Here is a 25,467-nt window from a genome sequence, read left to right on the forward strand (position 1 = left end):
GGTTGCCGAGCGACACCCCACGTGGGTCACGCCCTGCCCGCCGGGTGACGCCGGACGAGCGGGCTACGCGTCGGTGCCGTGATCGGCCTCGGCCGGCCGGGGCGCCCGGCCGTCGGCTGACTCCAGCAGCCGCAGCGCTGGCGGGTTGATGGCTTGCGGCGCCCCCTGGTAGTCGTACTGGAAGAGGGCGATGCCGTGCTGCGAGGCCCACGCGACGGCCGGCGGGGTGTAGCCGGCCAGTGAGAAGAACAGGGCCTCCCGCTCCTTGGCGGTGGCGACGCCGTGCAGCTGCTGGACGGTCGGGCGGGTGGTGGGGCTGCCCTCCATCTTCACCTGGGCCAGGCCCGCTTCGGAGATGACGTCGATCCCCTCGTCGGCGCCGACGGGCGTGGCCACCGCGTCGGTGAAGCCCAGGTACCGCATCCAGTCGACGGCGATGAGTTCGGCGTCCCGCGCGGTGCGGATCAGCCGTGGCTCGGGCCGGCCCGCCGCAGGCGCGGCCGGTGCGGGGAGGGCCGCGGCCTCTTCCCTGGCGGCGAGGGCGGTCCGCAGCGAAGGGTTGTCCAGGAAGGAGAAGAGCACGTCCCCGACCTGCAGTCCCCTGCCTTCGATCACGTCGTCGGGATCGGGGTCGTACCTGTAGGACGTGCCTCTGTCCGACACGGCCGCTCCGCGGTCGGTGAGGATCAGCAGGGCCGGGCGCTTCCCGGACCCGACGGCCGCCGAGAGGGCGACGCACAGGATGCGCTCGTCGACCGCGACATGCCGTCGAGCGAGCCGCTCCGCCTCGGCCCGGACCCGGGGGTCGCGTGCCGCGCCGGTCCCCGACAGGCAGTACGCGATCGCTTCCTCCTGCGGTGTTCCCCGCTCCGGCAGGCCGTCGAGCAGCTGACGTACCGCGCGCCGCAGTGCCTTGGCCGCTCTGGCCGCCTCACCGGCGGCGGCCTCCCGCTGCTCCCGCTCGCGCTGCCGCTCGGCGAGTGCGGCCTTCCTCTCCTGGATCCTGGCCTGCCGGGCCGCTTGAGCCGTGCTCCGGGCGCTGTTGCGCCGGCCCGCCGGGGTGCGGTCGAGTATCCATGCGGTGATTCCCGCGACCGCGGTGACAGCCAGGGAGATCGCCGCGACGACCTCGGAGAACAACATCGCGACCAGCGCGACGAGGAACGCGACGATGGCCACGAGGATGAGCGACAACTCGATCCCCGCCACCCAGTTGTCCACCGGCGAGATCCGAGCCGTGCTCTTGTCACCGCCGGCGGCTCGGGTGTCGCTCTGCGAGGAGCGCGAGTCCGCCGGCGCCCGGCCGGACCCGGGGCATGCCTGCCCTTGCACCTTGTGGGAGACGATGCGTCCCTTGCCCAAGGGCAGCTGCATCCGACAGACCGAACATATGCCGAGCGGCACTGCTTCCCCCCGCACCCCTTGCTTCGAAAGTGAGCAGACTTTAACCGATCCGGCCGGCGCCGACGTCACCAGACATGACGCTATGGGGACCGAGGGGCGTCGCAGAGCACGCCCGCCCGGCAGGCGTCCCGGTACGAGGACTCGTAGGCCCGTTCACCGGCGCCCTTCGCGCCGAGGATGAGCCCGCAGACGGCGGCGGCCAGCACGAGCTGGCTGATGGCGACGGTGCGCGCCCTGCGGAGCGCGGCCACGACGGCGAGGACCAGGGCGGCGGCCGGCACGAAAGCGGCCTTGCGCAGGTAGGGGCCGGGCCGGTCACCGTAGCTCTGCGGGTCCCACGACCAGTAGGTCGCGGCCCAGGACAGCCAGATCACGGCCAGGACCGCCAGCTCGACGACGATCAGGACCGTGGCGGCGCCGCGACCGGAACGTTCGGTGTCTGCACTCACCCGGCGACGGTCCCCCGGCGGGCGCGCGCTGTCATGAGTACCCGTACTCAAACCCGGTCGGCACACAGTCGGATGTAACGGCTGCTACATTTCCTGATGTGCCGACCATGGAAGCGGACGTGCGCTGGCTCGTCCTCGTGATCAGGATCCCCGCCGAGCCCTCCCGTCACCGGGTGGCCGTCTGGCGGGAGCTGCGCCGCATCGGCGCCCTCTCCCTCGGGCAGGGCGTCTGGGCGGTGCCCGACGTGCCGGTCTTCGCCGACGGTGTCGCCCGGGCCCTGGAGCTCACCGACAAGTCGGGCGGTCTCGCGCTCACCCTCAACGCCTCCGGCCGCGGCCCCGAGGACGCCGCCCGCTTCCAGGCGATGTTCACCGCGGCGCGCTCCGCCGACTGGTCCGAGTTCCTGGCGGACTGCGGCAAGTTCGAGGACGAGATCGCCAAGGAGATCCGCAACGCCAAGTTCACCCTCGCCGAACTGGAGGAGGAGGAGCAGTCCCTGGAGCGGCTGCGCCGCTGGCACCGCGACCTCACCGCCCGCGACGTCTTCGGCGCGCCGGAGGCCGCCGAGGCCGCGGCTCGCCTCAAGACCTGCGTGGCCGTGTGCGAGGACTACGCCGAGCGGGTCTTCGCCGTCCTGCACGAAGCCCCGGAGGACCTCGGATGACCGCCACCGCTCCCACGCAGGCGGCGCCCGCCCGCCGCATGTGGCCGCTGTACGCCGCCGGGTTCACGACGGCCTTCGGCGCGCACGGCATCGCCGCCAACCTCGGCGGCTTCTCCGACGACGCCGTCACCTCCCTGCTCGTCCTCGGCGGGCTCCTCGCCCTCTACGACGGCGCCGAGGTCGTCCTCAAACCGGTCTTCGGCACCCTCGCCGACCGCATCGGCGCCAAGCCCGTTCTCGTCGGCGGCCTCGTCGCGTTCGCCGCCGCCTCCGCCCTGTACGTCATGGCCGACAGCCCCGGCTGGCTCTGGGCCGCCCGCCTCGGCCAGGGCGCCGCCGCCTCCGCGTTCTCGCCGTCCGCCTCCGCGCTCGTCGCACGTCTCAACCCGGCCGCCAAGCGCGGCCGCGCCTTCGGCAGCTACGGCTTCCACAAGTCCGTCGGCTACACCCTCGGCCCCCTGCTCGGCGGGCTGCTGGTGTGGGCCGGCGGTCTGCGGCTGCTCTTCACCGTGCTCGCCGTGCTCGGTGCCGGGGTCGCGGTGTGGGCGGCGGTCGCCGTGCCGGCCGTGCCGCCGCTGCCCAAGCAGCGCCAGACGGTCCTCGACCTGGCGCGCCGGCTCTCCGACCCGGTCTTCCTCGGCCCCACGGCCGCGCTCGCCGCCGCGACCGCCGCGCTGTCCGTCGGCGTGGGCTTCCTGCCCGTCTCGGGCGCCGCCGCCGGACTCGGCACCATCGCCACCGGCGCCGCAGTATCCGTCCTCGCGGCCACCGCCGCCTTCGTCCAGCCCTACGCCGGACGCGCCCTCGACAGCGGGCGGCTGACCACCGGTACCGGTCTCGCCGCCGGCCTGGCCGTCACCGCCGCCGGCCTCGGCTGCGCCATGCTGCCCGGCCTCACGGGGGTGCTCCTCGCCGCCGCCCTCATCGGCGCCGGCACCGGCCTGATCACCCCGCTCGGCTTCGCCGCACTCGCCACCCGCACTCCCGAGGAACGCATGGGGCAGACCATGGGCGCCGCCGAACTCGGCCGCGAACTCGGTGACGCCGGCGGCCCCCTCCTCGTCGCGGCGGTCGCCACCGTCGCCACCCTCACGTACGGCTACGCCGCCCTGGCCGTCCTCGTCGCCCTCGGCGCCGCGGTGGCTGTCGTACAGCGCAAGGGGGCGATAGCCGGCGCGGGCCGGGCCGGATAGCGCACCGCCGCCGCCCGTTCCGGTCAGTGCAGGGACCAGATGTGCATCGCGGACTCGGTGGTGGTGCACCACATCCGATGGCGGTGGGGAGGCCGGACACCGGGAACGGGTAGGTGACCGGTTCGAGCGGGCGGGGCGGGTCGGTGCGGAGCAGCCAGTGCCGGCCCTCGCCCCATTCCTCGTCGGTCTCGACGGTCCCGGTGAGGACGGTGGTCTCGTCGAGGAAGCCGCCCGCCCAGTCCCACGCGAGCCAGAGCTCGTCGGCGTCCGGGTCCGCGTCGGGGTGCGGCGGGACAGTGGTCTCGGCGTCCCACCGTCCCAGGGCGGCGCCGTCCTCGGTGCGCAGGACGGCGAGGGCGTCCTGGTCGTGGTCGACGGTGAGGAGCCGGTCGCCGGACGGGCTCACGTCCATCAGGACCAGGTCCTGGTCCTCGAAGTGGTCGACGGTCAGCCGCTCGCCGTCCCAGCGCCCCCAGCGCAGCGGCGCCCCGTCCTGCCCCTCCCCGATGGTCAGCCCCATCTGCGCCGGGTCCGGATGCGGCACGTGGACGCTCCCGGCGGCCGCCGACCGGGCGTCCACCCGCGCGAGGACCCGCCCGTCGCGGGCGTCCAGCACCAGCCACTCGTCCACGGTCTCGCCGTCCAGCGGCCCTTCGGACAGCGGCCCGCGGACGTGTGCCCACACCAGGCGCCCGTCGGACGAGAAGGCTGCGGATCCCCGGTCGGGGTAGCGGTGGTCGCGGTCGTCCGCGTACTCCTCGAAGGAGCGGTGCATCTCCCGGCACGCGCCGTACCAGCAGCCGTGCCGGACCTCCCAGCGCACCGCGCCCGTGGGATCCACGGCGCGCACCGCGTGCACGCCCGTGAAGACGGCCAGGCCGCCGTCCGGCGCCACCGCGCTCGATCCGAACCGCAGTGGCCAGGGAGCCGGGAAGCGCAGGGCGTCCCCCGTCGCGCGGAAGTCGCCGTCCAGCCGCTGCACGACCAGCTCGTCGTCGCCGCGTTGCACCAGCGTGCGCCCTCCCGCCGACCTCACCAGCTCCGCCGAGGTGCGGGGATTCGTGAACAGGGTCGGCAGGGTGGCGACGAGTCGGGCGGGCTGGGACGGCACGTGAACTCCCCGTGTGTGGTGACGGACAGCACGCACCGTACGTCACGGCACCGACAAGGACCCGCTGCCGTAGGGCGCGTACAGATCGAGCAGCCGGGTGCGGGCGGCGTACAGGCGGTGGGCGAGTACCAGGCCGACCCAGCGGGCGACCGCCTCGCCCATGCCGGGCTCGGTGCGGCACAGCGCCCGGACGGCCTCGGCGTCGAACTCCCAGGCGCGCACCGGGGTGGCCGCCTCGGCGCCCAGCTGCCACACGTGCGGCGGATAGAGCCAGGAGCAGCCGACGAGGTCGCCGAAGCCCAGGGTCTCGATGACGGCGGGGCGCCGGCCGGGGACGCGCAGGTCGAGGGCGACCGTGCCGGTGCGGACGATCCAGAAGCGGTCGGCCCTGCCGCCCTCTTCGAACAGGCGGGCGCCCTGCGGGACGGTCACCCCGCGGGCGACGGACATCAGCGTGCCCCGGTGCTCGGTGGGCAAGGCCCGGTTCATCCGGGGTGTGGTCGTGGTGGTCATGGAACTGCGCCTCCTCGTACGGCGGCCGAAGCGTGGTCGCCCCGGCTGTACGGCACCTGAGGACAGCGTCGGTCACGGGCGCGGCGGACGGCTTGGGCCGAGCGGCCCTGTCCGGCGTGCCGGTGGGCTCTCGTCCGGGCCGCCCAGCCGGCCGGGCCCGGGTGTGCCGCCCGTGCTCCGCCGAGTGGTCCGGTCGGCCCCGTGGCACAGGGCCGAAGGTCCCTGTTCGCGGGGGACGGAGGTCCCCGATGCGTGGGGCCGGTGGTCCCGGGTGCCGGGGCCGGTGGTCCCGATCCCCTGGGCTGGTGGTCCTCCGTTGCCGGTCAGCGCCCCGGAACCGGCCGGAACGCTCGAATCCGGTTGCTATACAGAGGCGGCGGACCGCTCCACCCGGCGCGGTCGCCGCCTTCTCCGTTTCCCGCCCCGTCCAGGGAGGCTTCATGCTGTCCGCAGAGTCCGCCGCCGTCATACGCGCCACGCTGCCCGCCGTGGGCGGCGCGCTCGACGAGATCACCGAGCGCTTCTACGGGGAGCTGTTCCGCGACCACCCCGAGCTGCTGGACGGCATGTTCAACCGGGGCAACCAGGCCGTCGGCAGCCAGCGCCGGGCCCTGGCCGGGGCGGTGGCCGGCTTCGCGACCGCGCTGCTCGCGAACCCCGACGCCCGCCCGGACGCCCTGCTGCAGAGGATCGCCCACAAGCACACCGCGGTGGGTGTCACCGAGGACCAGTACACGGTCGTGCACAAGTACCTGTTCGGGGCGATCGCCGAGGTGCTGGGCGACGCGGTGACGGCGGAGGTGGCCGCGGCCTGGGACGAGGTGTACTGGCTGATGGCCGGCGCGCTGATCGCCCTGGAGGCGCGGATCTACCAGGGCGCGGGCGTGGAGCCGGGCGACATCTGGCGGCCGTGGACCGTCGTCGAGCGCCGCGAGGAGACCGCGGACGTGGTGTCGTTCCTGCTGCGGCCCGCCGACGGCGAGCCCGCGCCGCCGGCCCGCGCCGGGCAGTACGTCAGCGTCCGGGCGACCATGCCGGACGGGGTGCGCCAGCTGCGGCAGTACAGCCTGTCCGCCGACCCGGGCGGCCAGCTCCGCCGTATCACCGTCAAGCGGGTCGCGGGCGGCGAGGGCGCCCCGGACGGCGAGGTGTCGAACCTGCTGCACGGCACGGTGCGGGTCGGGGACGAGCTGACCCTCTCCGCGCCGTTCGGCGACGTGGTCCTCGACGAGACCGGCACCCCGCTCGTCCTCGTGTCGGCGGGCATCGGCTGCACTCCCCTGGTCGGGATGCTCGCCCGGCTCGCCGCGACCGGTTCGGAGCGCCCCGTCCAGGTGCTGCACGCCGACCGCTCCCCCGACGAGCACGCCCTGCGCGCCGAGACGCGCCTGCTGGCCGACCGGCTGCCGCACGCGCAGACCGTGTTCTGGTACGAGCGCCCCGGCGCCGCCGAGCCCGACGCCCGCACCGGTCTGATGGACCTCTCCGAGGTGACGGTCCCCGCCGACGCGACCGTGTACCTGTGCGGCCCCCTGCCGTTCATGCGCGCCGTCCGTTCGCAGCTGCTGGAGCAGGGAGTCGCCCCGCAGCGCATCCGCTACGAGGTGTTCGGCCCGGACCTGTGGCAGGCGGACGCCGCCTGACCTCCGGCTGAGACGCGGACCGCCGTCCGCGGCGCTGGGGGGTGTCCCGTCGATCAGGCCGGATCAGGGAGGTGCCAGGCGCCGCGAGCCCGGCATGATCGGCGAGACGCCCCCTATCAGGGAGTGACAGGCACCCGCCAGCACAGCCGGGTGCCGCCGGACGGCGGTGTCGTCCAGGTCAGCTCGCCGCCGAGCTGGGCGGCCCGTTCCGCCATGTTGCGCAGTCCGCTGCGGCGGCCCTCGGCGGGGATGCCGACGCCGTCGTCGGAGACCTCAAGCCGCAGCTCCCTCGCGTCGGTCTCCAGGACCACGTCGGCGCGGCCCGCGCGGGCGTGGCGGGCGACGTTGGTCAGTGCCTCGGAGAGGACGGCGACGACGTGGTCGGCGGTCTCCTTGGGCACGCGCGTGTCCAGGAGGCCGTCCATCCGCAGGCTGGGCGAGAAGCCCAGGACGGGGGCGGCCTCCCCGACCACGCGGGCCGCGCGGGCGCGCAGGCCGGTGCCGGCGCCGTTCCCGCGGGAGCGCAGACCGAAGATCGTCGAGCGGATGATCTTGATGGTCTCGTCCAGGTCGTCCACCGCGCGTGTCACCCGTTCCGCGGCCCCCGGGTGCTCGATGAAGCGGCCGGCGCTCTGCAGCGTCATACCGGTCGCGAACAGCCGCTGGATCGCCAGGTCGTGCAGGTCGCGGGCGATCCGGTCGCGGTCCTGGAGCACGGCGATCCGCTCGGCGTCCCGGCGCCGCTCGGCCAGTTCCATGGCGACCGCGGCCTGCCCGGCGAAGGACTCCAGCGGCTCGGTCCGGTGCCGGGAGAACGCCGCCTGGCCCGCCTCGCGGACCAGCAGGACGACACCGCGTACGCCGTCACCGCTGCCGATGGGGACCGCGACCGCCGGGCCGAGTCCGGCGAACCTCGGGGGGCCGGTCGAGACGCGGTCGTCCTGGGCGATGTCCGGGGTGGTGACGGTGGCGGCGTCGGCGAAGGCCCGGCCGATGAGGCTCGCGTCCACCGGCAGCACCAGCCCCCGGTGCACCTCGGCCTCCTCGCCGAGGGCGAGTTCGACGGTGAGGGTCCCGGTGTCCTCCATGGGCACCGCGACCACCGCGAGCGCCGCCCCGGTGATCTCCCGGGCGCGTTCGGCGATGAGGCCCAGCACCTCGCTCCGGCCGCTGCCGGACATGATGCTGTGGGTGATCTCCGCGCTGGCCCGCAGCCACCGCTCCCGCAGCCGGGACTCCTCGTAGAGACGGGCGTTGTCGATGGCCACGCCGGCCGCCACGGCCAGCGTGGCCAGCACCGACTCGTCCTCCTCGTCGAACTGCGCCCCGCCCCGCTTCTCGGTCAGGTAGAGGTTGCCGAAGATCTGGTCGCGGACCCGGATGGGGACGCCGACGAAGGTGTTCATGGGCGGGTGGTGGGGCGGGAAGCCGTACGAGGCGGCGTGCTCGGACAGCTTCGCCAGCCGCAGCGGCTCGGGGTGCCGGATCAGTTCGCCGAGGATGCCGTGGCCCTCGGGGAAGTTGCCGATCTCGGCGATCTGGTCGTCGGTGACGCCGACGGTGTAGAAGTCCGACAGCCGTCTGCCGTCGGGGCCGATCACGCCGAGGGCCGCGTACCGGGCGTCCACGAGTGCCGCCGCGGCCTGCACGATGCCGCGCAGCACCTGCTGGAGGTCGAGTTCGCGCCCGACCGACAGCACCGCTTCCAGCAGGTTGTGCACGCGGTCCCGGGTGCCGCGGGCGGCGTCCAGGCGTGCCTGGACCTCCTCCAGCAGTTCGTCCAGCCGAAGCTGGGGCAGCCGGATGCGTGCCTCGCCCGGCTCCGCGCCGCTCACCACCCGTGTTCCCTCCAGGCCTCGTCTCGTGTGCGCCCTCCGCCCGGACGCGTCCGCCGCCTCTCCTGCCACCGTAGACCGGGCCGGGAGCGGGCGGCTCAGAGGCCGCGGCCGTCCTGCCGGAGCCGGTCCTGGGCCTGGCTGGCGATGACGGCGGCCTGGACGCGCCGTTCGACGCCGAGCTTGGCCAGGAGGCGGGAGATGTGGTTCTTGACGGTCTTCTCGGCGAGGAACAGCTGCTGTCCGATCTGCCGGTTGGTCAGGCCCTCGCCGACCAGGGCGAGGATCTCGCGTTCCCGGTCGGTCAGCGCGGGCAGGGCGTCCGGTTCCTGCTGCGGCTGGTCGGCGCCGCGCAGCCGGGCCATGACCCGGCTGGTGGCGCTCGGGTCGAGCAGGGACTGGCCGCGGGCCACCGTGCGGACCGCGGTGACCAGGTCGGAGCCCTGGATCTGCTTCAGAACGTATCCGGAGGCGCCCGCCATGATCGAGTCGAGCAGGGCCTCCTCGTCGTCGAAGGAGGTCAGCATCAGGCAGGCCAGGCCGGGCATCCGTGAGCGCAGTTCACGGCAGACGGTGACGCCGTCGCCGTCGGGGAGCCGGACGTCGAGGACGGCTACGTCCGGTCGCAGCGCCGGTACCCGCACCAGCGCCTGTTCGACGGTGGCGGCCTCGCCGACGACGTCGATGTCCGGTTCGTCGTCCAGCAGGTCGCGCACCCCGCGCCGGACCACCTCGTGGTCGTCCAGCAGGAAGACGCGTACCGGTCCGTCGGGCCCGGGCCGCTCGCTGTCCGCCATCGCTCGCTCCTCGTCCTGGTTCCGCGGGGCCCCCGCGCTGCACGGGTTCCCCTTCAGGATCCTTCTCGTCACAGGGCCGGATGGCCAGGGCCGTTCGGCCCTGATCGCGACCGGACCCGAAGACCGCTACGCCTTCGAGACCTCGTCGAGCACCTCCCGGATCACATGCCGGGCGTTGCCCGCCATCGCCGGGTTCGTCTCCCGGTAGTACGGCAGCGCGATCACGGCCTGCGAGAGCGTCCGCGCCCGGCCGCGCAGCCAGGTCGCGTCGTCGACGTCCAGTGCCTCCCGGAACACCTGCCTGGCCTCGGCCGGCAGCAGGTTCCACGCCGGGAACAGGTCGCAGGCCGGATCGCCGACGCCCATGCAACCGAAGTCGATCACCGAGGTCAGCCGGCCCCCGTCCACGAGCAGGTTGCCCGGCATGAGGTCGGCGTGCAGCCACACCGGGGGCCCGTCCCAGTCCGGGGCCCGCAGCGCCTCCTGCCATACGGCGGCCACGGCGTCGCAGTCGACGCCTTCCTGCGGGACGGCGCGCAGCTGCTCGATCGCCGCCCGGGTCTCCGCGTCGAGGGAGGCGACCGGCCCGCCGCGATGGGCCGTCGGCGCTCCCGGCAGGGTGACGCCGCGGACCGCCGTCACGAACGCGGCGAGGTCCGCGGCCAGCGCCACCGGCTCGGTCAGCGCTCCCGCCTCGGGGTTCTCCCCCGGCAGCCACCGGTACACCGACCACGGCCACGGATACCCCTCGCCGGGCTCGCCGGCCGCCAGCACCTCGGGGACGGGGGTGGGCAGCAGCGGCGCGAGACGCGGCAGCCAGTACTGTTCGAGCGCCACGTCCGCGACGCCGCCCCGCGTCAGCGGGAGCCGTACGGTCATCTCGTCGCCGAGCCGGTACACGGCGTTCACCGTGCCGCCGGACGGGAACCGCGTCAGCGGCAGCTCCGCCCACCGGGGGAACTGCTCCGCGATCAGCCGCCGTACGAGGTCGTCGTCCACGCCGTGGTCCGTCATGCGGCGTCGTCCGTCTCGTGGAGCCGTATGTCCCGGTTGGCGAAGTGGTGGCCGCCGACCGCGGCTCGGACCGCCTTGCGCGCCATGCCCGTCCCCCCTTTGTCCGATTGTCGTCCGGCCTGGTCGGAGCCGGTGATCGTCGAGGTTAACGGGTACGGCCGCCCGCCGGGGCGCCGGGACGTCACGGCCGCCGGAGTGCGGGAGGGCACCCGGCGGCCGTGCGGGGGTCACATGTCGGCGGCGTCCACGACGTCGCCGAGGTCGACGAACTTGAAGCCGGTCGCGGTGCGGGTGCCGCCCTCGCCGTCGGAGACCTCGGGGGTCTCATGGCCGTCCTGGACGACCAGCAGGCCGTTCGGGTAGCGGCGGCCCAGCGGGGCGTTCAGGACGGCGGCGCCGTCGCACTCCTCCGAACCGTCGAGCGTCGCCGAGGCGGCACCGACGCGGAAGCCGCCCTCGTACTCGTTGTCCTCGCTCACCTCGCGGTCGTACAGGGCGAAGGTGTCGTCGCCCTGGCTGGAGGCGAGGAGGTAGCCGTCGCCGTCGGACTCCTGGAACAGGGTCAGGCCCTCGACGTCGGCGGTCAGCCGCTCGCCGCCGTAGCCGGGGTCGGCGCCCGCCGTGCACTCCTCGGTCGCCTCGTCGTAGACGCCGGGCACACCGAACTCGCGGACCTTGTCGACCAGGACCGGCTTGGTGGTGAGGTCGGCGCGCACCCGCCAGATGCCGATGTCCTCCTGACCGGCGTAGAGGGTGCCGGTCGCCGGGTCCACCACCATGCCCTCGACCTGCGGGAGCTCACCCGGTTCCGCGCACGGCGACCAGCTGGTGCCGTCCGGGAGGCGGAAGGACGACGGGAGGTCGAGGGTGCGGACCTTGCGGTAGCCGACGGTGCCGCTCGCCGTGGGGGTCAGCTCGACGAGCGCGACGCGGGTCCGTTCCCGCTGGCTGACCAGGGCGTAGGTGCGTCCGGTGGCCTTGTCCTGCCAGGTGGCGAGGCCGTACGCGGTGCGCTGGTCGTTGATCTCGGCCTGGTCGGCGGAGAACACCGGGGCGGCGGCCGGGTCGGTGATGTCGGTCAGCGGGGCGCCCGGCCTGGACGGGTCGATGCGGTAGATCCGCAGCCGGTCGTTGCCGCGGTCGCTGACGACGGCCACGTCGGCGCGGCCGGCGGAGGTGCGCAGTCCGGTGACGAGGTCGACGTTGTTGAAACGGCCGGGGGCGTCGTCCTCGGCGGGCGGACGCGGGGCGGGCAGCGACTGCACCAGGCGGGCGTCCAGGTCGTACACGCGCAGGCCGCCCTCCTTGGCGGTCGCGACGACGAGGCTGCGGTCCGGGTCGGCCGCGTTGCGCCAGATCGCCGGGTCGTCCGCGTCGGAGTTGCCGCCCGCCTCGTCGTCGTACAGCGCGGGGGTCTCGCTGACGGGGGTGACCGTGGGGAGCGCCTCGTCGTCGGCCCCGGCCGGGGTGACGGCCAGGAGGGTGAGCACGGCGGTGCCCAGGGCGAGGGCGGCGGTTCTGCGCGGAGTGCGGTGCGTTGTCACAAGCGCTTCCTTCATCGGTGTCGAGGACATGCCGATGCTGCGGGCGGTAGATGGCGCGGAGGAGACCAAGATCTGTACACACGGTCGAGGGCGTCGGTTTCCAGCCAGACGGAATGTGTAACTCAGATCACACGGGAAGCTTTCAACCGGACATTTCCGGCTCCGCTGCGATTACCGAATATCGAACGCGGCTCAAACAGTTTTGGAAGGCAAGTTTCATTGCCTCGATCAACCTTCGAAACGCAGGCAGTTGCCCCCGTCACACCCTTGAATAGATGGATCATGAAGCTTTCGGGCCCTGGATGTATCGCACAGTCGACACGGAAACCGCAGCACTTAACGTCCTGTTCATGACTCAGCTGGACGCACGGCCCATGGCCGGAAACACAGGCGAAGAGGGCCCCGGCCACGGCATGCGTGCCAAAGGGCTGAGCGGCAACTCCGTCGGGCTGCTGGGCAGCGCCGTCATCGGCGTCTCCACCGTGGCCCCGGTCTACTGCCTGACCTCCACCCTCGGGTCCACCGCCGGCGAGGTCGGACTGCAGATGCCGGCGGTGTTCCTCGCCGGCTTCCTGCCGATGCTGCTCGTCGCGTTCGCCTACCGCGAGCTGAACAAGGTCATGCCGGACTGCGGCACCTCCTTCACCTGGACGGTGAAGGCGTTCGGCCCGAAGGTGGGCTGGATGTGCGGCTGGGGGCTGGTGATCGCCACGATCATCGTGCTCTCGAACCTCGCGGGTGTGGCGACCTCGTACTTCTGGCTGCTCGCCGGTGAGATCACCGGCAGCGAGGACGTGGCCGCCCTCGACGGGAACAAGGCGGTGCACATCGTCACCTGCCTGGCGCTGGTCGCCATCGCGACCGTGATCAGCTATCGCGGGATGACCGCGACCAAGGGCGTGCAGTACGCGCTGGTCGGGCTCCAGCTGGTGGTCCTCGCCCTGTTCGTCGCGATGGCGTTCGGGAAGGCCGGCAGCGCCGACTTCCCGACCTCGGCGGACTTCTCCTGGTCCTGGATGAACCCCTTCGCGGTGCAGTCGTTCGGCGCCTTCACCGCCGGACTGTCGCTGTCGATCTTCATGTACTGGGGCTGGGACGCCTGTCTCACCGCCAACGAGGAGACCAGCGGCAGCGCCAAGACGCCGGGCCGCGCGGCGCTGCTCGCCATGGTGGTGCTGGTCGGCTCGTACCTGGCCACCGGTGTGGCCGCGCAGATGGTCGTCGGCTCCGGCGACAAGGGGCTGGGACTCGCCAACCCCGACACCTCCGACAACGTCTTCGCCGCGCTGGCCGGTCCGGTGATGGGCTCGGCGCTGGGCATCCTGCTCTTCGTGGCCGTCCTCGCCTCGGCGGCGGCCAGCCTGCAGACCACGTTCATCCCGGTCGCCCGCACGGTCCTCGCGATGTCCACGTACGAGGCGCTGCCCGCCTCCTACGCCAAGGTCCACGAGCGATTCCGCACCCCGGGCCGCGCCACGGTCATGGCCGGTGTCGCGACCGGCGTGTTCTACACGGTGATGACGCTGGTCAGCGAGCACGTGCTGGTCGACACGATCTACGCGCTCGGCCTGATGATCTGCTTCTACTACGCCCTCACCGCGTTCGCCTGCGTCTGGTACTTCCGCGCCGAGGTGCTGCGCTCCGGCCGCGACCTGCTCTTCAAGGGCCTCTTCCCGCTGGTGGGCGGGCTGCTGCTGAGCGCGGTCTTCGCCAAGACGCTGATCGACATGTGGAATCCGGAGTACGGCAGCGGCTCCTCGGTCCTCGGCGTGGGCTCGGTGTTCGTGATCGGCGTGGGCCTGCTGCTCCTCGGTGTGGTGATCATGTACTGGATGCGGTGGCGCAACCCGGCGTTCTTCCAGGGCAGGACCCTCACCACGGAGACGCCGTCGCTGGTCGCCGAGGACTGACGGCCGACCTGACCGCAGACGAACGGCGGGGCACCCCGGGGGTGCCCCGCCGTTCGTTCGTGATCTGCTTCCACGATGTTCCCGCACTGCTGCGCCGAGATGGCCGACCGGGTGAACCGGCACTGCGACCGGCACGACGACCCCTCCTCCTGCCCGGACGCGTTGATCTCGTACACCCCCCGGTTCCGGGAGTACGCGCTGATCGTCCACGACGGCGGCACGTCGGGCGTCGGCATCGCGTTCTGCCCCTGGTGCGGGCGGCGGCTGCCCGAGTCGCTGCGGGACCGGTGGTTCGACGAACTCGAACGCCTCGGCGTCGACCCCTGGGAGGACCGGGTCCCTCCCGAGTTCGAGGAAGACCGCTGGTTCACCGCACCCGGTGAAGGGTTCACCGCACCCGGCGAAGGGTTCGGCGCGCCCGGCGAAAACCACCTGCCGCCGCGGGAGCACCAGCCCTAGCGTTGCGTCATGAGCCTGTGGAGTCTCGACCGATACCGCGCCGAAATCCTCGTCCAGACCGACCTGCTGCGCTCCCTCCTCGGCGGCGCCGACCCGGCGGCCCGCGTACCGACCTGCCCCGAATGGAACCTCGGCCAGCTCGCACGGCACGTCGGCGGCAACCACCGCTGGGCCGACACGATCGTGCGCACCCGGGCCACCGGGCCGGTCTCCACGGAACTGGTCGACGAGGTGTTCCACTACGGCGACGAGGACCCGGCGGTGCTGGACGCCTGGCTCGCCGACGGCGCCCGGCGGCTCACGGACGCGCTGGCGGACGCCGGGCCCGAGGCGCGCGTGTGGACCGTCGTACCGGATCAGCCCCTGGTCTTCTGGGCGCGCCGCATGCTGCACGAGACCGTCGTCCACCGCGCCGACGCGGCGTGGACGGTGGGCGCCCGCTACGAGGTCGAGCCGGCGGTGGCGCGGGACGCGCTGGACGAGTGGATGTCGTTCGGCTCCGTGCCCGAGACGTACGACCCGTCGCTCGCCCGGCCCCTGCTCGGTCCCGGCCGCACCCTCGCCTTCCAGGCCGCCGACGCTCCCGACGGAAGCTGGTTCGTTAATCTCACCGGTGACGTGCCGCGCTGGCGGCGCGGCGGGGGCGAGGCCGCCGTCACCGTCCGGGCGGCCCTCGCCGACCTGCTGCTCCTGGTCTACGGGCGCCCCGTGCACGACCGGACGAGCGTCGACGGCGACCGGGACCTGCTCGGACTGTGGCTGGAGCGGACCGGCTTCTGGCTGCACGAGTGAGCGAATCCCGGACGGGGTTACTCGGGGGGCATGGCGAAGCTGCATCTTCCCGGGCGTGCCGGGCACAACGACAAGCTCGACGACCGCAAGCCGACTCCGGAGGAGGCCGGTCCCGGCCCGGAGGTGGAACGGGACGCACCCGAGACCCCGGCCAAGCTGCCGAAAGGTGCCTGGAAGGCGGTGCTGAAGGGCAGCCTCAAGGAGTTCAAGGACGACGAGCTGGCCGACCGCGCGGCGGCGCTGACGTACTACGGGGTGCTGGCGCTGTTCCCGGCCCTGCTGGTGCTGGTGTCGCTGCTCGGCCTCTCCGGCAAATCGACCACGGACAAGGTGCTGGACAACCTGCAGTCGCTGGCGCCCGGCCCCGCCAGGGACATCATCACCCGGGCCGTCGAGCAGCTTCAGGGCAACGCGGGCACCGGTTCCCTGGTGGCGGTCATCGGTCTGGTGGTGGCGGTGTGGTCCGCGTCCGGCTACGTGGCGGCGTTCATGCGGACCGCGAACGCGGTGTACGACATCCCGGAGGGGCGGCCGGTGTGGGCGATCCTGCCGGTGCGGCTCGGGGTGACCGTGGCCCTGATGGTGATGGCGCTGATCAGCGCGCTGATCGTGGTGTTCACCGGGGGTGTCGCGCGCCGGGCGGGCGATCTCCTCGGAGTCGGGGACACCGCGCTGACGGTCTGGGCGATCGCCAAGTGGCCCGTGCTGCTCGTGCTGGTCACCCTCATGATCGCGCTGCTGTACTGGGCCGCCCCGAACGCCCGGGTGCGCGGCTGGCGGTGGATCACCCCGGGCAGTTTCCTCGCCCTGGTGATCTGGATGATCGCGTCCACGGGGTTCGCCTTCTACGTCGCGAACTTCGGCTCGTACAACAAGACGTACGGGACGATGGCGGCCGTCATCATCTTCCTCATCTGGCTGTGGATCACCAACCTGGCGATCCTCCTCGGCCTGGAGTTCGACGCGGAGACGGCACGCCAGCGCGCGATCGCCGGCGGCCATCCCCCGGAGCAGGAGCCCTACACCGAGCCGCGCTCGACCCGTACTTGGGACGACGACGAGCCGCCCGGCGGTCGCTAGGGGGGCCGTCGCCCGGCAGGCGCACAGAGAGCGGGAAGACCATGACGAACGGACCCAGGGAAACGAACGGCCCCAGGGACAGACGTGCCTTCGGTGACCAACCCGGCCGGCCCCACGGCGCCGGCACACGCGAGCGTACGGAGTACACCGGGCGATACGTGGTCCAGGTCGTACAGAGCGACCAGGAGAGCGCGTTGAACGCCCTGCGCTCCCAGGCCGGCATAGGGCCCGTCGAGCGCGTCCGGGCAACCGAGCCCGAAGGCGTCTCCGAACTCCTGGAGCGCCCCGGCGCGTCCGTGTACTACGAGGAACTCGGCGTCGTGGTCGTGGAGGTCCGGCCCGAACAACGCCACGCACTGATGGTCGCGGCCGAACAGGAGTCCTCGATCATCGCGGCGGAACCGGAGCGCATGGTCTATGCCGCCGCTCCGATCATCGCACCGAACACGGCGCCGACCGAGTTCTTCCCGGCCTACCGCAGCGACGAGGATGTGGTCGAACGGCATACCCAAGCCCAAATGGGCCCCGGTCTCGGGCCCGGCGTGGGATGAACAGGCCCTGACCTGGGGGCTGCAGGCGATCCGGGCGAGCCTGTCGGGTCTGACCGGCCGCGGTGTCAAGATCGCCGTCCTCGACACCGGTGTCGACACCGAGCACCCGGACCTCGCCGGTCGTATCGAGGCGACGGCCTGCTTCGTGGCGGGCGAAACCGTGGCGGACGGCAACGGTCACGGCACGCACTGCGCCGGGACGGCGGCCGGCCCGGCACAGCCCTCTCGGGGTCCACGCTACGGCGTGGCCTGCGACGCCGGGATTCTCGCGGCGAAGGTGCTCAGCGACGCGGGCACCGGCACCGACGGCCAGATCCTGGCGGGCATCGCCTGGGCCGTCGCGCACGGCGCCCAGGTGATCTCCATGTCGCTCGGCGCACCCGTCTGGCCGGGTGCACTCTTCCCGCAGACGTACGAGCAAGCCGCCCGGTGCGCGCTCCGCCACCAAGCGGTGACGGTCGCCGCCGCCGGCGACGACAGCAATCGGCCCACATACGTCCAGCCCGTCAGCCGGCCCGCCAACTGCCCTTCCGTCCTCGGAGTCGCCGCACTCGACAAGACGCTCACGGCGACGTACTTCTCCAACGGCGGCATCAACATCCCGGGCGGCGAGGTCGACATCGCCGCGCCCGGCAGGGACGTGCGCTCGGCCGCGCCGGACGGGTGGTACCGGACACTGAGCGGCACCAGCACCGCCACCGCGCACGTCGCGGGTGTCATCGCGCTGCTCGCCCAGGCGCACCCCGACGCTTCCGCGGCCGACCTCAAGTCCCTGTTGCCGGCCGGCGCCTTCCCGCTGGCTCAGCCCGCCAGGGACGTGGGAGCGGGCCTGGTCCAGGCGCCGTGACCAGAGAACGGCGGCGAAGCCCGCACCACAGCCGTCGCGCGCGTTCGATTCGTTCCCACTAGACTGGACGTGTACCCCAAAGGGGTCATCACATGACACCTCACTCAGAGGTATGACCCATGTCCGGGCACGTCTTCGTGGTCAATTGCCTGCCCGTCGGTCACGGCGACTGCATTCTCGTCGAGTACGGCGATCAGAGGAACCCGGCCCGTGTCCTCATCGACGGCGGGCCCGCCCGGTCCTATCAGGCCCTGCGTGACGCCATCGGCGAACTTCCGCCGGACAGACGCCGTTTCGACTTGCTGGTGGTCACCCATATCGACACGGATCACATCGACGGTGTGCTCATTCTTCTCCAAGACGAGGAGCTGGGTGCCGAGTTCGACGATGTGTGGTTCAACGGCTGGCCGCAGCTGAAGTCGCTCTCCGCCGGCCGAGCGCGGGACGTCTTCGCTCCGCCGCAGGGCGAGTTCCTCGGTCATCTCCTGCACGCACGGGGCCAGGCGTGGAACCGCTCGTTCGCAGCGGACCGCGGATGCGTGATGGTCGCGGATCGGGGGCCGCTGCCCGCACGGGAGCTGCCCGGGGGCGCGACGATCACGCTGCTGTCCCCGCGCGAGGAGAACCTGCTGAAGCTGCGGCGGACATGGGTCGAGGCGCTCCGGGATGCCGGGATGCGGCCTGGCGACTGGGACCAGGCCAAGGCTCGGCTCGACGCACGCGCCGAGTACCGGCCGCGGGCTCCTCGGGACGATGTGTACGCCACCAGGAAGTTCGGTTCCGACACATCCGCGGCGAACGGGGCGAGCATCGCGTTCGTCCTCGACTACCGGGGCCGCAGAGTGCTGTTCGGCGCGGACGCGCACGTGTCCGTGCTCACCGAGGGGCTGAGGCGTCTCGCCGACGGCCTGGGGGTCCTGCGTGTGCCCCTGGACGCCGTGAAGCTCTCTCATCACGGCAGCATGGCCAACATCGACGGCACGTTCCTCGACACGATCGACGTCTCACGTTTCCTGCTGTCGACCAACGGGGCGTATTTCCGGCACCCGGATCCGGAGACCATCCTGCTCCTCGCGGAGCGTGCGCCGGGAGCCGAAGTCCGGTTCAACTACCGCTGCCGCACGACCGAGGTGTGGGAGCGGCCCGGCGCGGCACCGGGCGGGGGAATCCGCGCGGTGTACCCGCCCGAAGGCCAGGTGCTGGACCTGGGATCGTGACGGTCCGGCGAAGGAGAGCGCGATGGCGCCGTCGGATTTCGAGAAGCTCGACATGGAGGTGCTGGCCGGCCGGCGCGACCAGCTGTGGGTCTCGGCACGTTCCCGGATGGGCGCGGTGTACGCCGTACCCCACGCCGGCTGGCGCAGGGAGCAGCTGACGGCAGCCGGCGCGCTGCTGCAGGACGCCGTGTGGCATGGTGATGAGGCCACCGCAGAAGCAGAACACACCGGGAAACAGCTTCAGGACCTCCTCTTCGGGGACACTGATGTGCTCGCCCTCTTCCAGCGCACCCGTGGCGCCGCGGCCGACGCGGGTCGGCCACTCGTCGTCCGCATACTGAGCGCACCCCATGACATCGCCGCGTTCCCCTGGGAACTGACGCTCGACCCCGAAGGCGGCCGGACGTCCGGCGGCGGGACGTACCTGACCCTGGCGCCGGACGTGCACATCATCAGGCTCGCCCGCACCCGGACGTATCCGGTGCGCGCCCGCCCGATCGAACCACCCCTGCGCATCCTGGTCGTGCTGTCCAGCCCTGAGGGCGACCAGATCCCGTTCGACCTGTACGAGGAAAAGAGGATCCTCCTGAACGAGCTCACCCCGCTCGTGCACAGCGGCAAGATCGTCGTGGATGTGGAGGACCGGCCCAGCCTCGACAACCTCCACCGGTGCATCAGCGGCCGGACGCGCGGCTACCACGTCGTGCACTATCTGGGGCACGCCAGCCAGTCGGGCCTGGTACTGGAGACCGGCAGGGGCTCGCCACGCGACGTCACGGCGGAGCAGTTCACCAGCTTGCTGCAGGGCTGCCCGGACCTGCGACTCGTGGTCTACGCCGGCTGCCTCACCGCAGGCCCCCCGCAGCCCGCGAGCCCGCGTCGGCGGTCGGAGGAGAACTGGCGCGCGTCACCCAGCATCGCGGACCTGAGTGCCAGGACGGCGGCGCCGGTCGTGGTCGGTATGCAGGCTGTGCTGCCGTTCCCGACACAGCGCATCTTCGCCCGCATTTTCTACCGATCGCTGGCAGGTGGACGGGACCTCGCCGGCGCCGTCCAGCTCGCCCGCGGCGCCGTTCGCGGCGACGAGTTCGTCGGAGGCTTCCTCGACTGGGCCGTCCCGGCGCTCTTCGTCGGCGGTGACGAACCAGGGCCTCTCCTCGGCGTGTCCGTGCCCTCGACAGCCACGCCACGCCCCGTACGCCGGGAGCTGAAGCTCGGGCTGGAGGAAGAGGAGCGCTCGCTGCTCAGCCGGCCTGTGTCCCTTCGGCAGGCGATGAGCATCGTCAGCGGCCGGAGCTCCTCCCGCGCTCTCCTGGTCACCGGCACGCCGGACCTGCGCACCCCCTTCGTGGCCCGGATCCTGGAGGATCTAGGCGACGACGTCTCGCTGGTTCTGTATGTCCACGCCCAGGAGTTCAAGGACGAACCGGATCCGGTGGGCCGGCTCTGCACCTGGATCACCGAGTTGCTCACGGGGCTCGACCGTCGGGCACGGCAGCCGCACAAGAGCTGGCGCAGCCACGACTGGTGGAAACGCATACTCGAAGAACTCGTCGCCGTGCCCGCGGTCCTCGCGTTCGACGGCCTTGAGGATCTCTCCGACACGGCCGCGAAGGAGCTCGGCGGTGTGTTCCGGGAACTGGCGCTGCGCCGCGGACGGGCACGCCTGGTCCTGGCCGGCATGGTCGACATGAATCGCTTCCTGGGTGACCGCGCCACGCGATACGCCCAGCAGATCCTCTTGCGTCCCTTGGAATGGACACAGGTCGAACGGTGGATCCGCTGGAACGTCCCCGAACTCCTGCGTCATCAGGACAGGCTCGAACGGTGGTACACGGAAGGCTTCCAGGAGGACTTCACGCTGTGGACGCGGCTCGCGGAAAGGACCGCCAACCGCCCCGCGGCAGACCCCCAGAGCATTGTCAACGAACTGCTCGCCACCCGCTCCCCCGCCCCCCTGGACCGTGCCGCCCCACCTCTGCTGGCCGCCCTCGCCCACCCGGACACGGCGGGCTGTGCCGAGGAGTTCGCCGGCTGGATGACCGCCCTGGCCAACAGGAAACGGGTGGGGGGAAAGGTCGTGGTCTCCGGTGGCACGGGCGAGCCGTCCTCCATCGCCGCGCTGTCACCGGTCGATTCGCCCTTCGCAGGGCAGCGCACGGCCACTGACACCGACGCCGTGCGCTGGACGCAGGAGGCACTGACGGACGGCGCGAACGTGCTGCTGCTGGATTTCGGCAGACCGGGACCTTCGGCCATCTGGGACGGCATCTGCCGTCGGCTGAGGCAACAGGGCGTGCTGGTGATCGGCGTCGGCGGGGACCGGGGTGACGAGGAGATCCGCTATCCCCCGTGGTGTCCCGACGTCCTCACGGTCGGCTCGCTGACCGGCGGAAGACCTCCACGTTCGGCGATGTGGAAGCCGTCCGCGGGGAAGCCGGAGATCTTCGCCGCCGAGAGCCTCGCCTGGGCCGACCCCCCTCCCGCTTTCGCGCAACTGCGTCACGGCAGCCATCAGGCGGCCCTGGGCGTGCTGGCCGCCGCGCTCCTGGTCTGGTCGGTGGACAGGACACTCACCGGCGAGGGCGTGCGTGACATTCTGCTGAGGACGGCTCCGCCCGGAAAGGCGCAACGCGACGGCGAGGCCGCGCACTTCCGAGCGCTGAACTTGGATGCCGCGCTGGAGCACGCCCGCGTCCGTCTGCTGGCGAAGGTCCTCGCGCACGGCCGGGCCGGCAGACGGGAACTGGTAGCGGCCACCGGTCTGTCCCCCGGACTGGTGAGTGATCTGCTCGCTCAGCAGCAAGCCGCTCACCGCGTACGCCGGGTCGTGACGGAGGAGGGAGAGAAGTACGAACTGATCGAGACGCCCCCCGACAGATAGGCCCTCGTGCCAGGAAGACATGCCCTCGGAGACTGTGATGGGCAAGAACATCGTGATGTGCCTGGACGGCACCGGCAACCAGCTCAAGGCCCGCGGCAACACCAATGTCGTCAGGCTCTACCAGATGCTCGATCTACACGACCCCGCCGTGCAGATCGCCTACTACGACCCGGGCGTCGGCACGTTCTCCGCCACCGGCGCCTGGACGCTCCCCGCCCGCAAATTCTCCCGTCTCCTCGGGCTCGCCTTCGGCTCCGGACTCAGGACGAACCTCGCCGAGGCCTACACGTATCTGATGCACCATTACGAATCCGGCGACCGGATCTACCTCTTCGGCTTCAGTCGGGGCGCATACACCGCCCGGGCTCTCGCGGGTCTCCTCAAGGCGGTCGGTCTGCTCCGACCGGGCTCGGAGAACCTCGTCCCCTACGCCATCTCGGTATACGCCAAGAGCCGGAACTGGACCGAGGACGACTGGGATCAACTGCACCGGTTCGCCGACGCGTTCAGCAGGAAGGTGGACGAACGGACCGGAGTCCCCGTGCATTTCATGGGGCTGTGGGACTCGGTGAAGGCCGCCGGGCTGCTGCGCTGGAATCTGCGGTGGCTCCATACCAGGCGCGTCCCCAACGTCGGCCGTCTCCGGCACGCCGTCGCCATCGACGAGAAGCGCCGACCGTACGAGGAGTATCTGGTTCTGCCCCCGAAGAAACCGGGGGCACCGGGCCCGCTGATCGAGCAGGTCTGGTTCGCCGGGGTCCACTCCGACGTGGGCGGCACCTTCGACGACGACCCCAAGCTGCCCACCATCGCTCTCAAATGGATCGTGGACGGCGCGCTCGACTCCCGGCTCCTGCTCAAGAAGGGGGCTTACGCGAAGCACTTCACCTTGGACTCCGGCCACGCGCTCGGCACGATCCACCGCATGGGAGCCGTGTGGGCTCTGCTCACCTACCGGCGCCGCCGTGTCCCCGAAGACGCCGGGGTACACGCGAGTGTACGGCTGCGCATCGAGTCCGACGCCGGGTACGGACGACGCGTCCCGAGGAATGTGACGTGGGCTGACAAGGACTGGCTGACCCCCGATCCCCGAGCCGCCTGACGTCCGCAGCGGTCGTCGTGTGGTCCGCGGGACCGGCTTCAGCGCCAAGCACTGCCCTCGCCCGTGCCAACAACGGCTCAACGACAGTCCAGGAATCGCCCATGCACGACCATGATTCGGTAGCACTGCCGACCGGGCGGCGGTTCGGACATACGTTCTTCGCCGTGATTCTCGACGACACCCTGTCCGGAGCCGCCGAGGCGGCTCCCGCCCGCCGCCTTCTGCTGCGCGCCGCCGTGACCGGAGCCGCCGTGGCCGGCGCCGGGCTCGCACTGGACGTCTCGCCCGCGGCCGCCGCCCCGCCCGCCGCCCGGCCGCGGCCGGCCACCGCCCGGGAAGCGCTGCGGGAGCTGGCCGCCGGGAACCGGCGCTGGCGCACCTACCGGGAGCAGCACCCGGACGAGACCCCGGCCGTGCGGCAGGCGCTGACGTCGGGGCAGCACCCGTTCGCGATCGTGCTCGGCTGCATCGACTCGCGGGTGCCGCCGGAACTGGTCTTCGACCAGGGGCTCGGCGACCTGATCACCGTGCGCAGCGCCGGGGAGGTGCTGGACGAGGCGGTTCTCGGCAGCATCGCCTACGGGGTGCTGGAGCTGGGGATACCGCTGATCGTGGTGCTGGGCCACCAGTCGTGCGGGGCCGTGCGGGCCGCCGTGGAGGCGGACGAGTCGGGTGGGCCGCTGCCCGCCCACATCCAGTACCTGGCCGACCAGATAGCCCCGGCGATCGACCGCGGCACCGAGGGCGACGCCCGCGTCGACGCGACGATAGACGCCAACATACGGCTCGTGCGGTCCCGGCTCGCGGCGGACAAGGATCTCGCCGAGCGGGAGGCGGACGGGCGGCTGTCGATCGTCGGCGCGCGGTACGAGCTGACCAGCCAGCTGGTGCACCGCGTCGCCTGACGGACGATCACCCGGTGGCGCCGGACGCGGCGCCACCGCTCCCGTGCTCCTGCCTCAGCTCCCTGTCGTGGTGTTCGTCGGCCTCAGCCTCCGCAGGAGGGGCCAGGCCAGCAGCACCGCGATCACCGCGTACACCGTCACCGCGAACGGGGTGTCGACCAGGCCGGTGACGCTGCCGTCGCTGATCTGCAGGGCCCGGCGGAGCTGCTGCTCGGCGTTGGGGCCCAGGATGACGCCGATGACGGCGGGCAGGACGGGCAGGCCGTAGCGGCGCATGCCGTAGCCGATGAGGCCGATGACCAGCAGGATGACCAGGTCGACGACTTCGCCGCCCACCGCGTAGGCGCCGACGGCCGCGAAGAACAGGATGCCCGCGTAGAGGTACGGCCTGGGGATGCGCAGGAGCCTCGCCCAGAGCGGGGCCAGCGGCAGGTTGAGGGCGAGCAGCAGCACCATGCCGACGAAGAGGGACGCGATGAGGCCCCACACCAGTTCCGGTTCGCGTTCGAAGAGCAGCGGGCCGGGCTGGATGCCGTACTGCTGGAACGCGGCCAGCATGACGGCGGCGACGGCTGTGGTCGGCAGGCCGAGGGTCAGCATGGACACGAGGGTGCCGGCCGCCGAGGCGGAGGCGGCCGACTCGGGTCCGGCGACGCCCTCGATGGCCCCCTTGTTCCACTCGTCCTTGTGCTTCGACAGCCGTTTCTCCGTGACGTACGACAGGAAGGTGGGGATCTCGGCCCCGCCCGCCGGGATCGCGCCGAACGGGAAGCCGATGAACGGGCCGCGCAGCCAGGACTTCCAGGTGCGTCTCACATCGCCGCGGCCGAGCCACGGGCGGCCCACCGGGATCGGTTCGCCGGGCGTGCGCCGCAGGTGCGCCGCCACCCACAGGGCCTCGCCGATGGCGAACAGGCCGACCGCGACGATCACCACGTCGACGCCGTCGGCGAGCTGGAGCGAACCGAAGGTGAGCCGCTGCTGCCCGGTCATCTGGTCCAGGCCGACCAGGCCGAGGGTGAGTCCGATCAGCAGGGAGGCGAGGCCGCGGACGCGGGAGGAGCCGAGGACCGAGGTGACGGCGATGAAAGCCAGCACCATGAGGGCGAAGTAGTCCGGCGCGCCGATGCCGACGGCGAGCTCGGCGACGGTCGGGGCGAGCACCACCAGCAGGATCGTGCCGACCATGCCGCCGGCGAAGTGGCCGATGGCGGCGGCCGCGAGGGCCTGTGCGCCGCGCCCCGACTTCGCCATCGGGTTGCCTTCGATGGCGGCGACGACGGCCGCGCTCTCGCCGGGTGTGTTGAGGAGGATGGAGGTGGTGGAGCCGCCGAACATAGCGCCGTAGTAGATGCCCGCGAACATGATGAACGCGCCGATGGGGTCGAGTCCGTACGTCACCGGCAGCAGCAGCGCGACCGCCATGGCGGGCCCGATGCCGGGCAGGACGCCGATCGCGGTGCCGAGGAGTACGCCGAGGGCGGCCCACAGGAGGTTGAGCGGGGTGAGAGCGGTCCCGAAGCCGTCCAGGAGGGAGTCGAGGGCGTTCATG

General features: G+C 72.1%; 22 protein-coding genes. 13 read left to right on the plus strand and 9 right to left on the minus strand.

The features are described 5' to 3' along the window. Nucleotides 1-63: 63 nt before the first annotated feature. On the minus strand, nucleotides 64-1,374 hold the full coding sequence (locus tag AMK31_RS08505; protein ID WP_073939764.1) for a restriction endonuclease: 1,311 nt from the start codon (nucleotides 1,372-1,374) through the stop codon (nucleotides 64-66). 110 nt (nucleotides 1,375-1,484) lie between these two features. Beyond that, nucleotides 1,485-1,853 (minus strand): DUF6234 family protein, encoded by a 369-nt coding sequence (locus AMK31_RS08510; RefSeq protein WP_073939765.1) that lies wholly within the window; start codon nucleotides 1,851-1,853, stop codon nucleotides 1,485-1,487. A gap of 107 nt (nucleotides 1,854-1,960) precedes the next feature. On the opposite strand from AMK31_RS08510, the gene AMK31_RS08515 reads away from it, so the two are divergent. Together AMK31_RS08515 and AMK31_RS08520 are read left to right on the plus strand one after the other, a co-directional pair. Continuing rightward, nucleotides 1,961-2,518 (plus strand): Chromate resistance protein ChrB, encoded by a 558-nt coding sequence (locus AMK31_RS08515; RefSeq protein ID WP_073939766.1) that lies wholly within the window; start codon nucleotides 1,961-1,963, stop codon nucleotides 2,516-2,518. Next, entirely contained in the window at nucleotides 2,515-3,711 is a 1,197-nt protein-coding gene (locus tag AMK31_RS08520) for an MFS transporter (RefSeq protein WP_198948450.1), read from the plus strand. Before AMK31_RS08515 ends, AMK31_RS08520 begins: the two co-directional genes overlap by 4 nt. Here AMK31_RS08520 and AMK31_RS08525 read toward each other — a convergent pair. Both AMK31_RS08525 and AMK31_RS08530 read right to left on the minus strand, forming a co-directional pair. Continuing rightward, the gene (locus AMK31_RS08525; protein ID WP_241842585.1) at nucleotides 3,608-4,822 is read right to left on the minus strand and encodes a hypothetical protein; all 1,215 of its coding nucleotides are present in this window, start codon (nucleotides 4,820-4,822) and stop codon (nucleotides 3,608-3,610) included. The two genes, AMK31_RS08520 and AMK31_RS08525, sit on opposite strands and share 104 nt — an antisense overlap. Before the next feature lie 42 nt (nucleotides 4,823-4,864). Further along, the gene (locus AMK31_RS08530; protein ID WP_073939767.1) at nucleotides 4,865-5,335 is read right to left on the minus strand and encodes a Crp/Fnr family transcriptional regulator; all 471 of its coding nucleotides are present in this window, start codon (nucleotides 5,333-5,335) and stop codon (nucleotides 4,865-4,867) included. Between the two features lie 440 nt (nucleotides 5,336-5,775). Between AMK31_RS08530 and AMK31_RS08535 the strand changes: the two genes are divergently transcribed. Further along, nucleotides 5,776-6,978, plus strand: coding sequence for a globin domain-containing protein (locus AMK31_RS08535; RefSeq protein WP_073939768.1), 1,203 nt, complete (start codon nucleotides 5,776-5,778; stop codon nucleotides 6,976-6,978). 116 nt (nucleotides 6,979-7,094) lie between these two features. Here the strand turns inward: AMK31_RS08535 and AMK31_RS08540 are convergent, their stop codons facing one another. The 4 genes from AMK31_RS08540 to AMK31_RS08555 all read right to left on the minus strand — a co-directional run bounded on the left by AMK31_RS08540 (nucleotide 7,095) and on the right by AMK31_RS08555 (nucleotide 12,168). Further along, complete coding sequence (locus tag AMK31_RS08540) at nucleotides 7,095-8,813, minus strand: sensor histidine kinase (RefSeq protein ID WP_385310365.1); 1,719 nt, start codon at nucleotides 8,811-8,813, stop codon at nucleotides 7,095-7,097. A gap of 98 nt (nucleotides 8,814-8,911) precedes the next feature. Beyond that, nucleotides 8,912-9,610 (minus strand): response regulator, encoded by a 699-nt coding sequence (locus AMK31_RS08545; protein WP_073939770.1) that lies wholly within the window; start codon nucleotides 9,608-9,610, stop codon nucleotides 8,912-8,914. 126 nt (nucleotides 9,611-9,736) lie between these two features. Further along, nucleotides 9,737-10,624 (minus strand): aminoglycoside phosphotransferase family protein, encoded by an 888-nt coding sequence (locus AMK31_RS08550; protein WP_073939771.1) that lies wholly within the window; start codon nucleotides 10,622-10,624, stop codon nucleotides 9,737-9,739. 227 nt (nucleotides 10,625-10,851) lie between these two features. Further along, on the minus strand, nucleotides 10,852-12,168 hold the full coding sequence (locus tag AMK31_RS08555) for a phytase (RefSeq protein WP_241842586.1): 1,317 nt from the start codon (nucleotides 12,166-12,168) through the stop codon (nucleotides 10,852-10,854). Between the two features lie 350 nt (nucleotides 12,169-12,518). Here AMK31_RS08555 and AMK31_RS08560 point away from each other — a divergent pair, with 350 nt between their 5' ends. From AMK31_RS08560 to AMK31_RS08600, 10 genes are all read left to right on the plus strand, one after another. Then, complete coding sequence (locus AMK31_RS08560) at nucleotides 12,519-14,078, plus strand: APC family permease (protein WP_073939773.1); 1,560 nt, start codon at nucleotides 12,519-12,521, stop codon at nucleotides 14,076-14,078. 75 nt (nucleotides 14,079-14,153) lie between these two features. Continuing rightward, nucleotides 14,154-14,537: a DUF6980 family protein gene (locus AMK31_RS08565; protein ID WP_073939774.1), complete on the plus strand. Its 384-nt coding sequence runs from the start codon at nucleotides 14,154-14,156 to the stop codon at nucleotides 14,535-14,537. 9 nt (nucleotides 14,538-14,546) lie between these two features. Continuing rightward, entirely contained in the window at nucleotides 14,547-15,329 is a 783-nt protein-coding gene (locus tag AMK31_RS08570; RefSeq protein ID WP_073939775.1) for a maleylpyruvate isomerase family mycothiol-dependent enzyme, read from the plus strand. A gap of 30 nt (nucleotides 15,330-15,359) precedes the next feature. Further along, nucleotides 15,360-16,409 (plus strand): YihY/virulence factor BrkB family protein, encoded by a 1,050-nt coding sequence (locus AMK31_RS08575; RefSeq protein WP_073939776.1) that lies wholly within the window; start codon nucleotides 15,360-15,362, stop codon nucleotides 16,407-16,409. Nucleotides 16,410-16,603: 194 nt separating this feature from the next. Continuing rightward, on the plus strand, nucleotides 16,604-16,960 hold the full coding sequence (locus AMK31_RS41415; protein ID WP_241842587.1) for a hypothetical protein: 357 nt from the start codon (nucleotides 16,604-16,606) through the stop codon (nucleotides 16,958-16,960). Further along, nucleotides 16,899-17,807 (plus strand): S8 family serine peptidase, encoded by a 909-nt coding sequence (locus AMK31_RS08580; RefSeq protein ID WP_241842588.1) that lies wholly within the window; start codon nucleotides 16,899-16,901, stop codon nucleotides 17,805-17,807. Before AMK31_RS41415 ends, AMK31_RS08580 begins: the two co-directional genes overlap by 62 nt. Nucleotides 17,808-17,926: 119 nt before the next feature. Beyond that, entirely contained in the window at nucleotides 17,927-19,024 is a 1,098-nt protein-coding gene (locus tag AMK31_RS08585) for a ComEC/Rec2 family competence protein (RefSeq protein WP_073939777.1), read from the plus strand. 22 nt (nucleotides 19,025-19,046) lie between these two features. Next, nucleotides 19,047-21,908, plus strand: coding sequence for a CHAT domain-containing protein (locus AMK31_RS08590; protein ID WP_073939778.1), 2,862 nt, complete (start codon nucleotides 19,047-19,049; stop codon nucleotides 21,906-21,908). Nucleotides 21,909-21,927: 19 nt separating this feature from the next. Continuing rightward, nucleotides 21,928-23,010, plus strand: coding sequence for a DUF2235 domain-containing protein (locus tag AMK31_RS08595; protein ID WP_241842589.1), 1,083 nt, complete (start codon nucleotides 21,928-21,930; stop codon nucleotides 23,008-23,010). A gap of 164 nt (nucleotides 23,011-23,174) precedes the next feature. Continuing rightward, entirely contained in the window at nucleotides 23,175-23,915 is a 741-nt protein-coding gene (locus AMK31_RS08600; protein WP_073940126.1) for a carbonic anhydrase, read from the plus strand. Nucleotides 23,916-23,969: 54 nt separating this feature from the next. Here the strand turns inward: AMK31_RS08600 and AMK31_RS08605 are convergent, their stop codons facing one another. Further along, a complete protein-coding gene (locus AMK31_RS08605; RefSeq protein ID WP_073939780.1) occupies nucleotides 23,970-25,466 on the minus strand; it encodes a tripartite tricarboxylate transporter permease in 1,497 nt (498 codons plus the stop codon). Nucleotide 25,467 lies beyond the last annotated feature (1 nt).

This window comes from Streptomyces sp. TSRI0107 (genome assembly GCF_001905845.1).
Classification (GTDB): domain Bacteria; phylum Actinomycetota; class Actinomycetes; order Streptomycetales; family Streptomycetaceae; genus Streptomyces.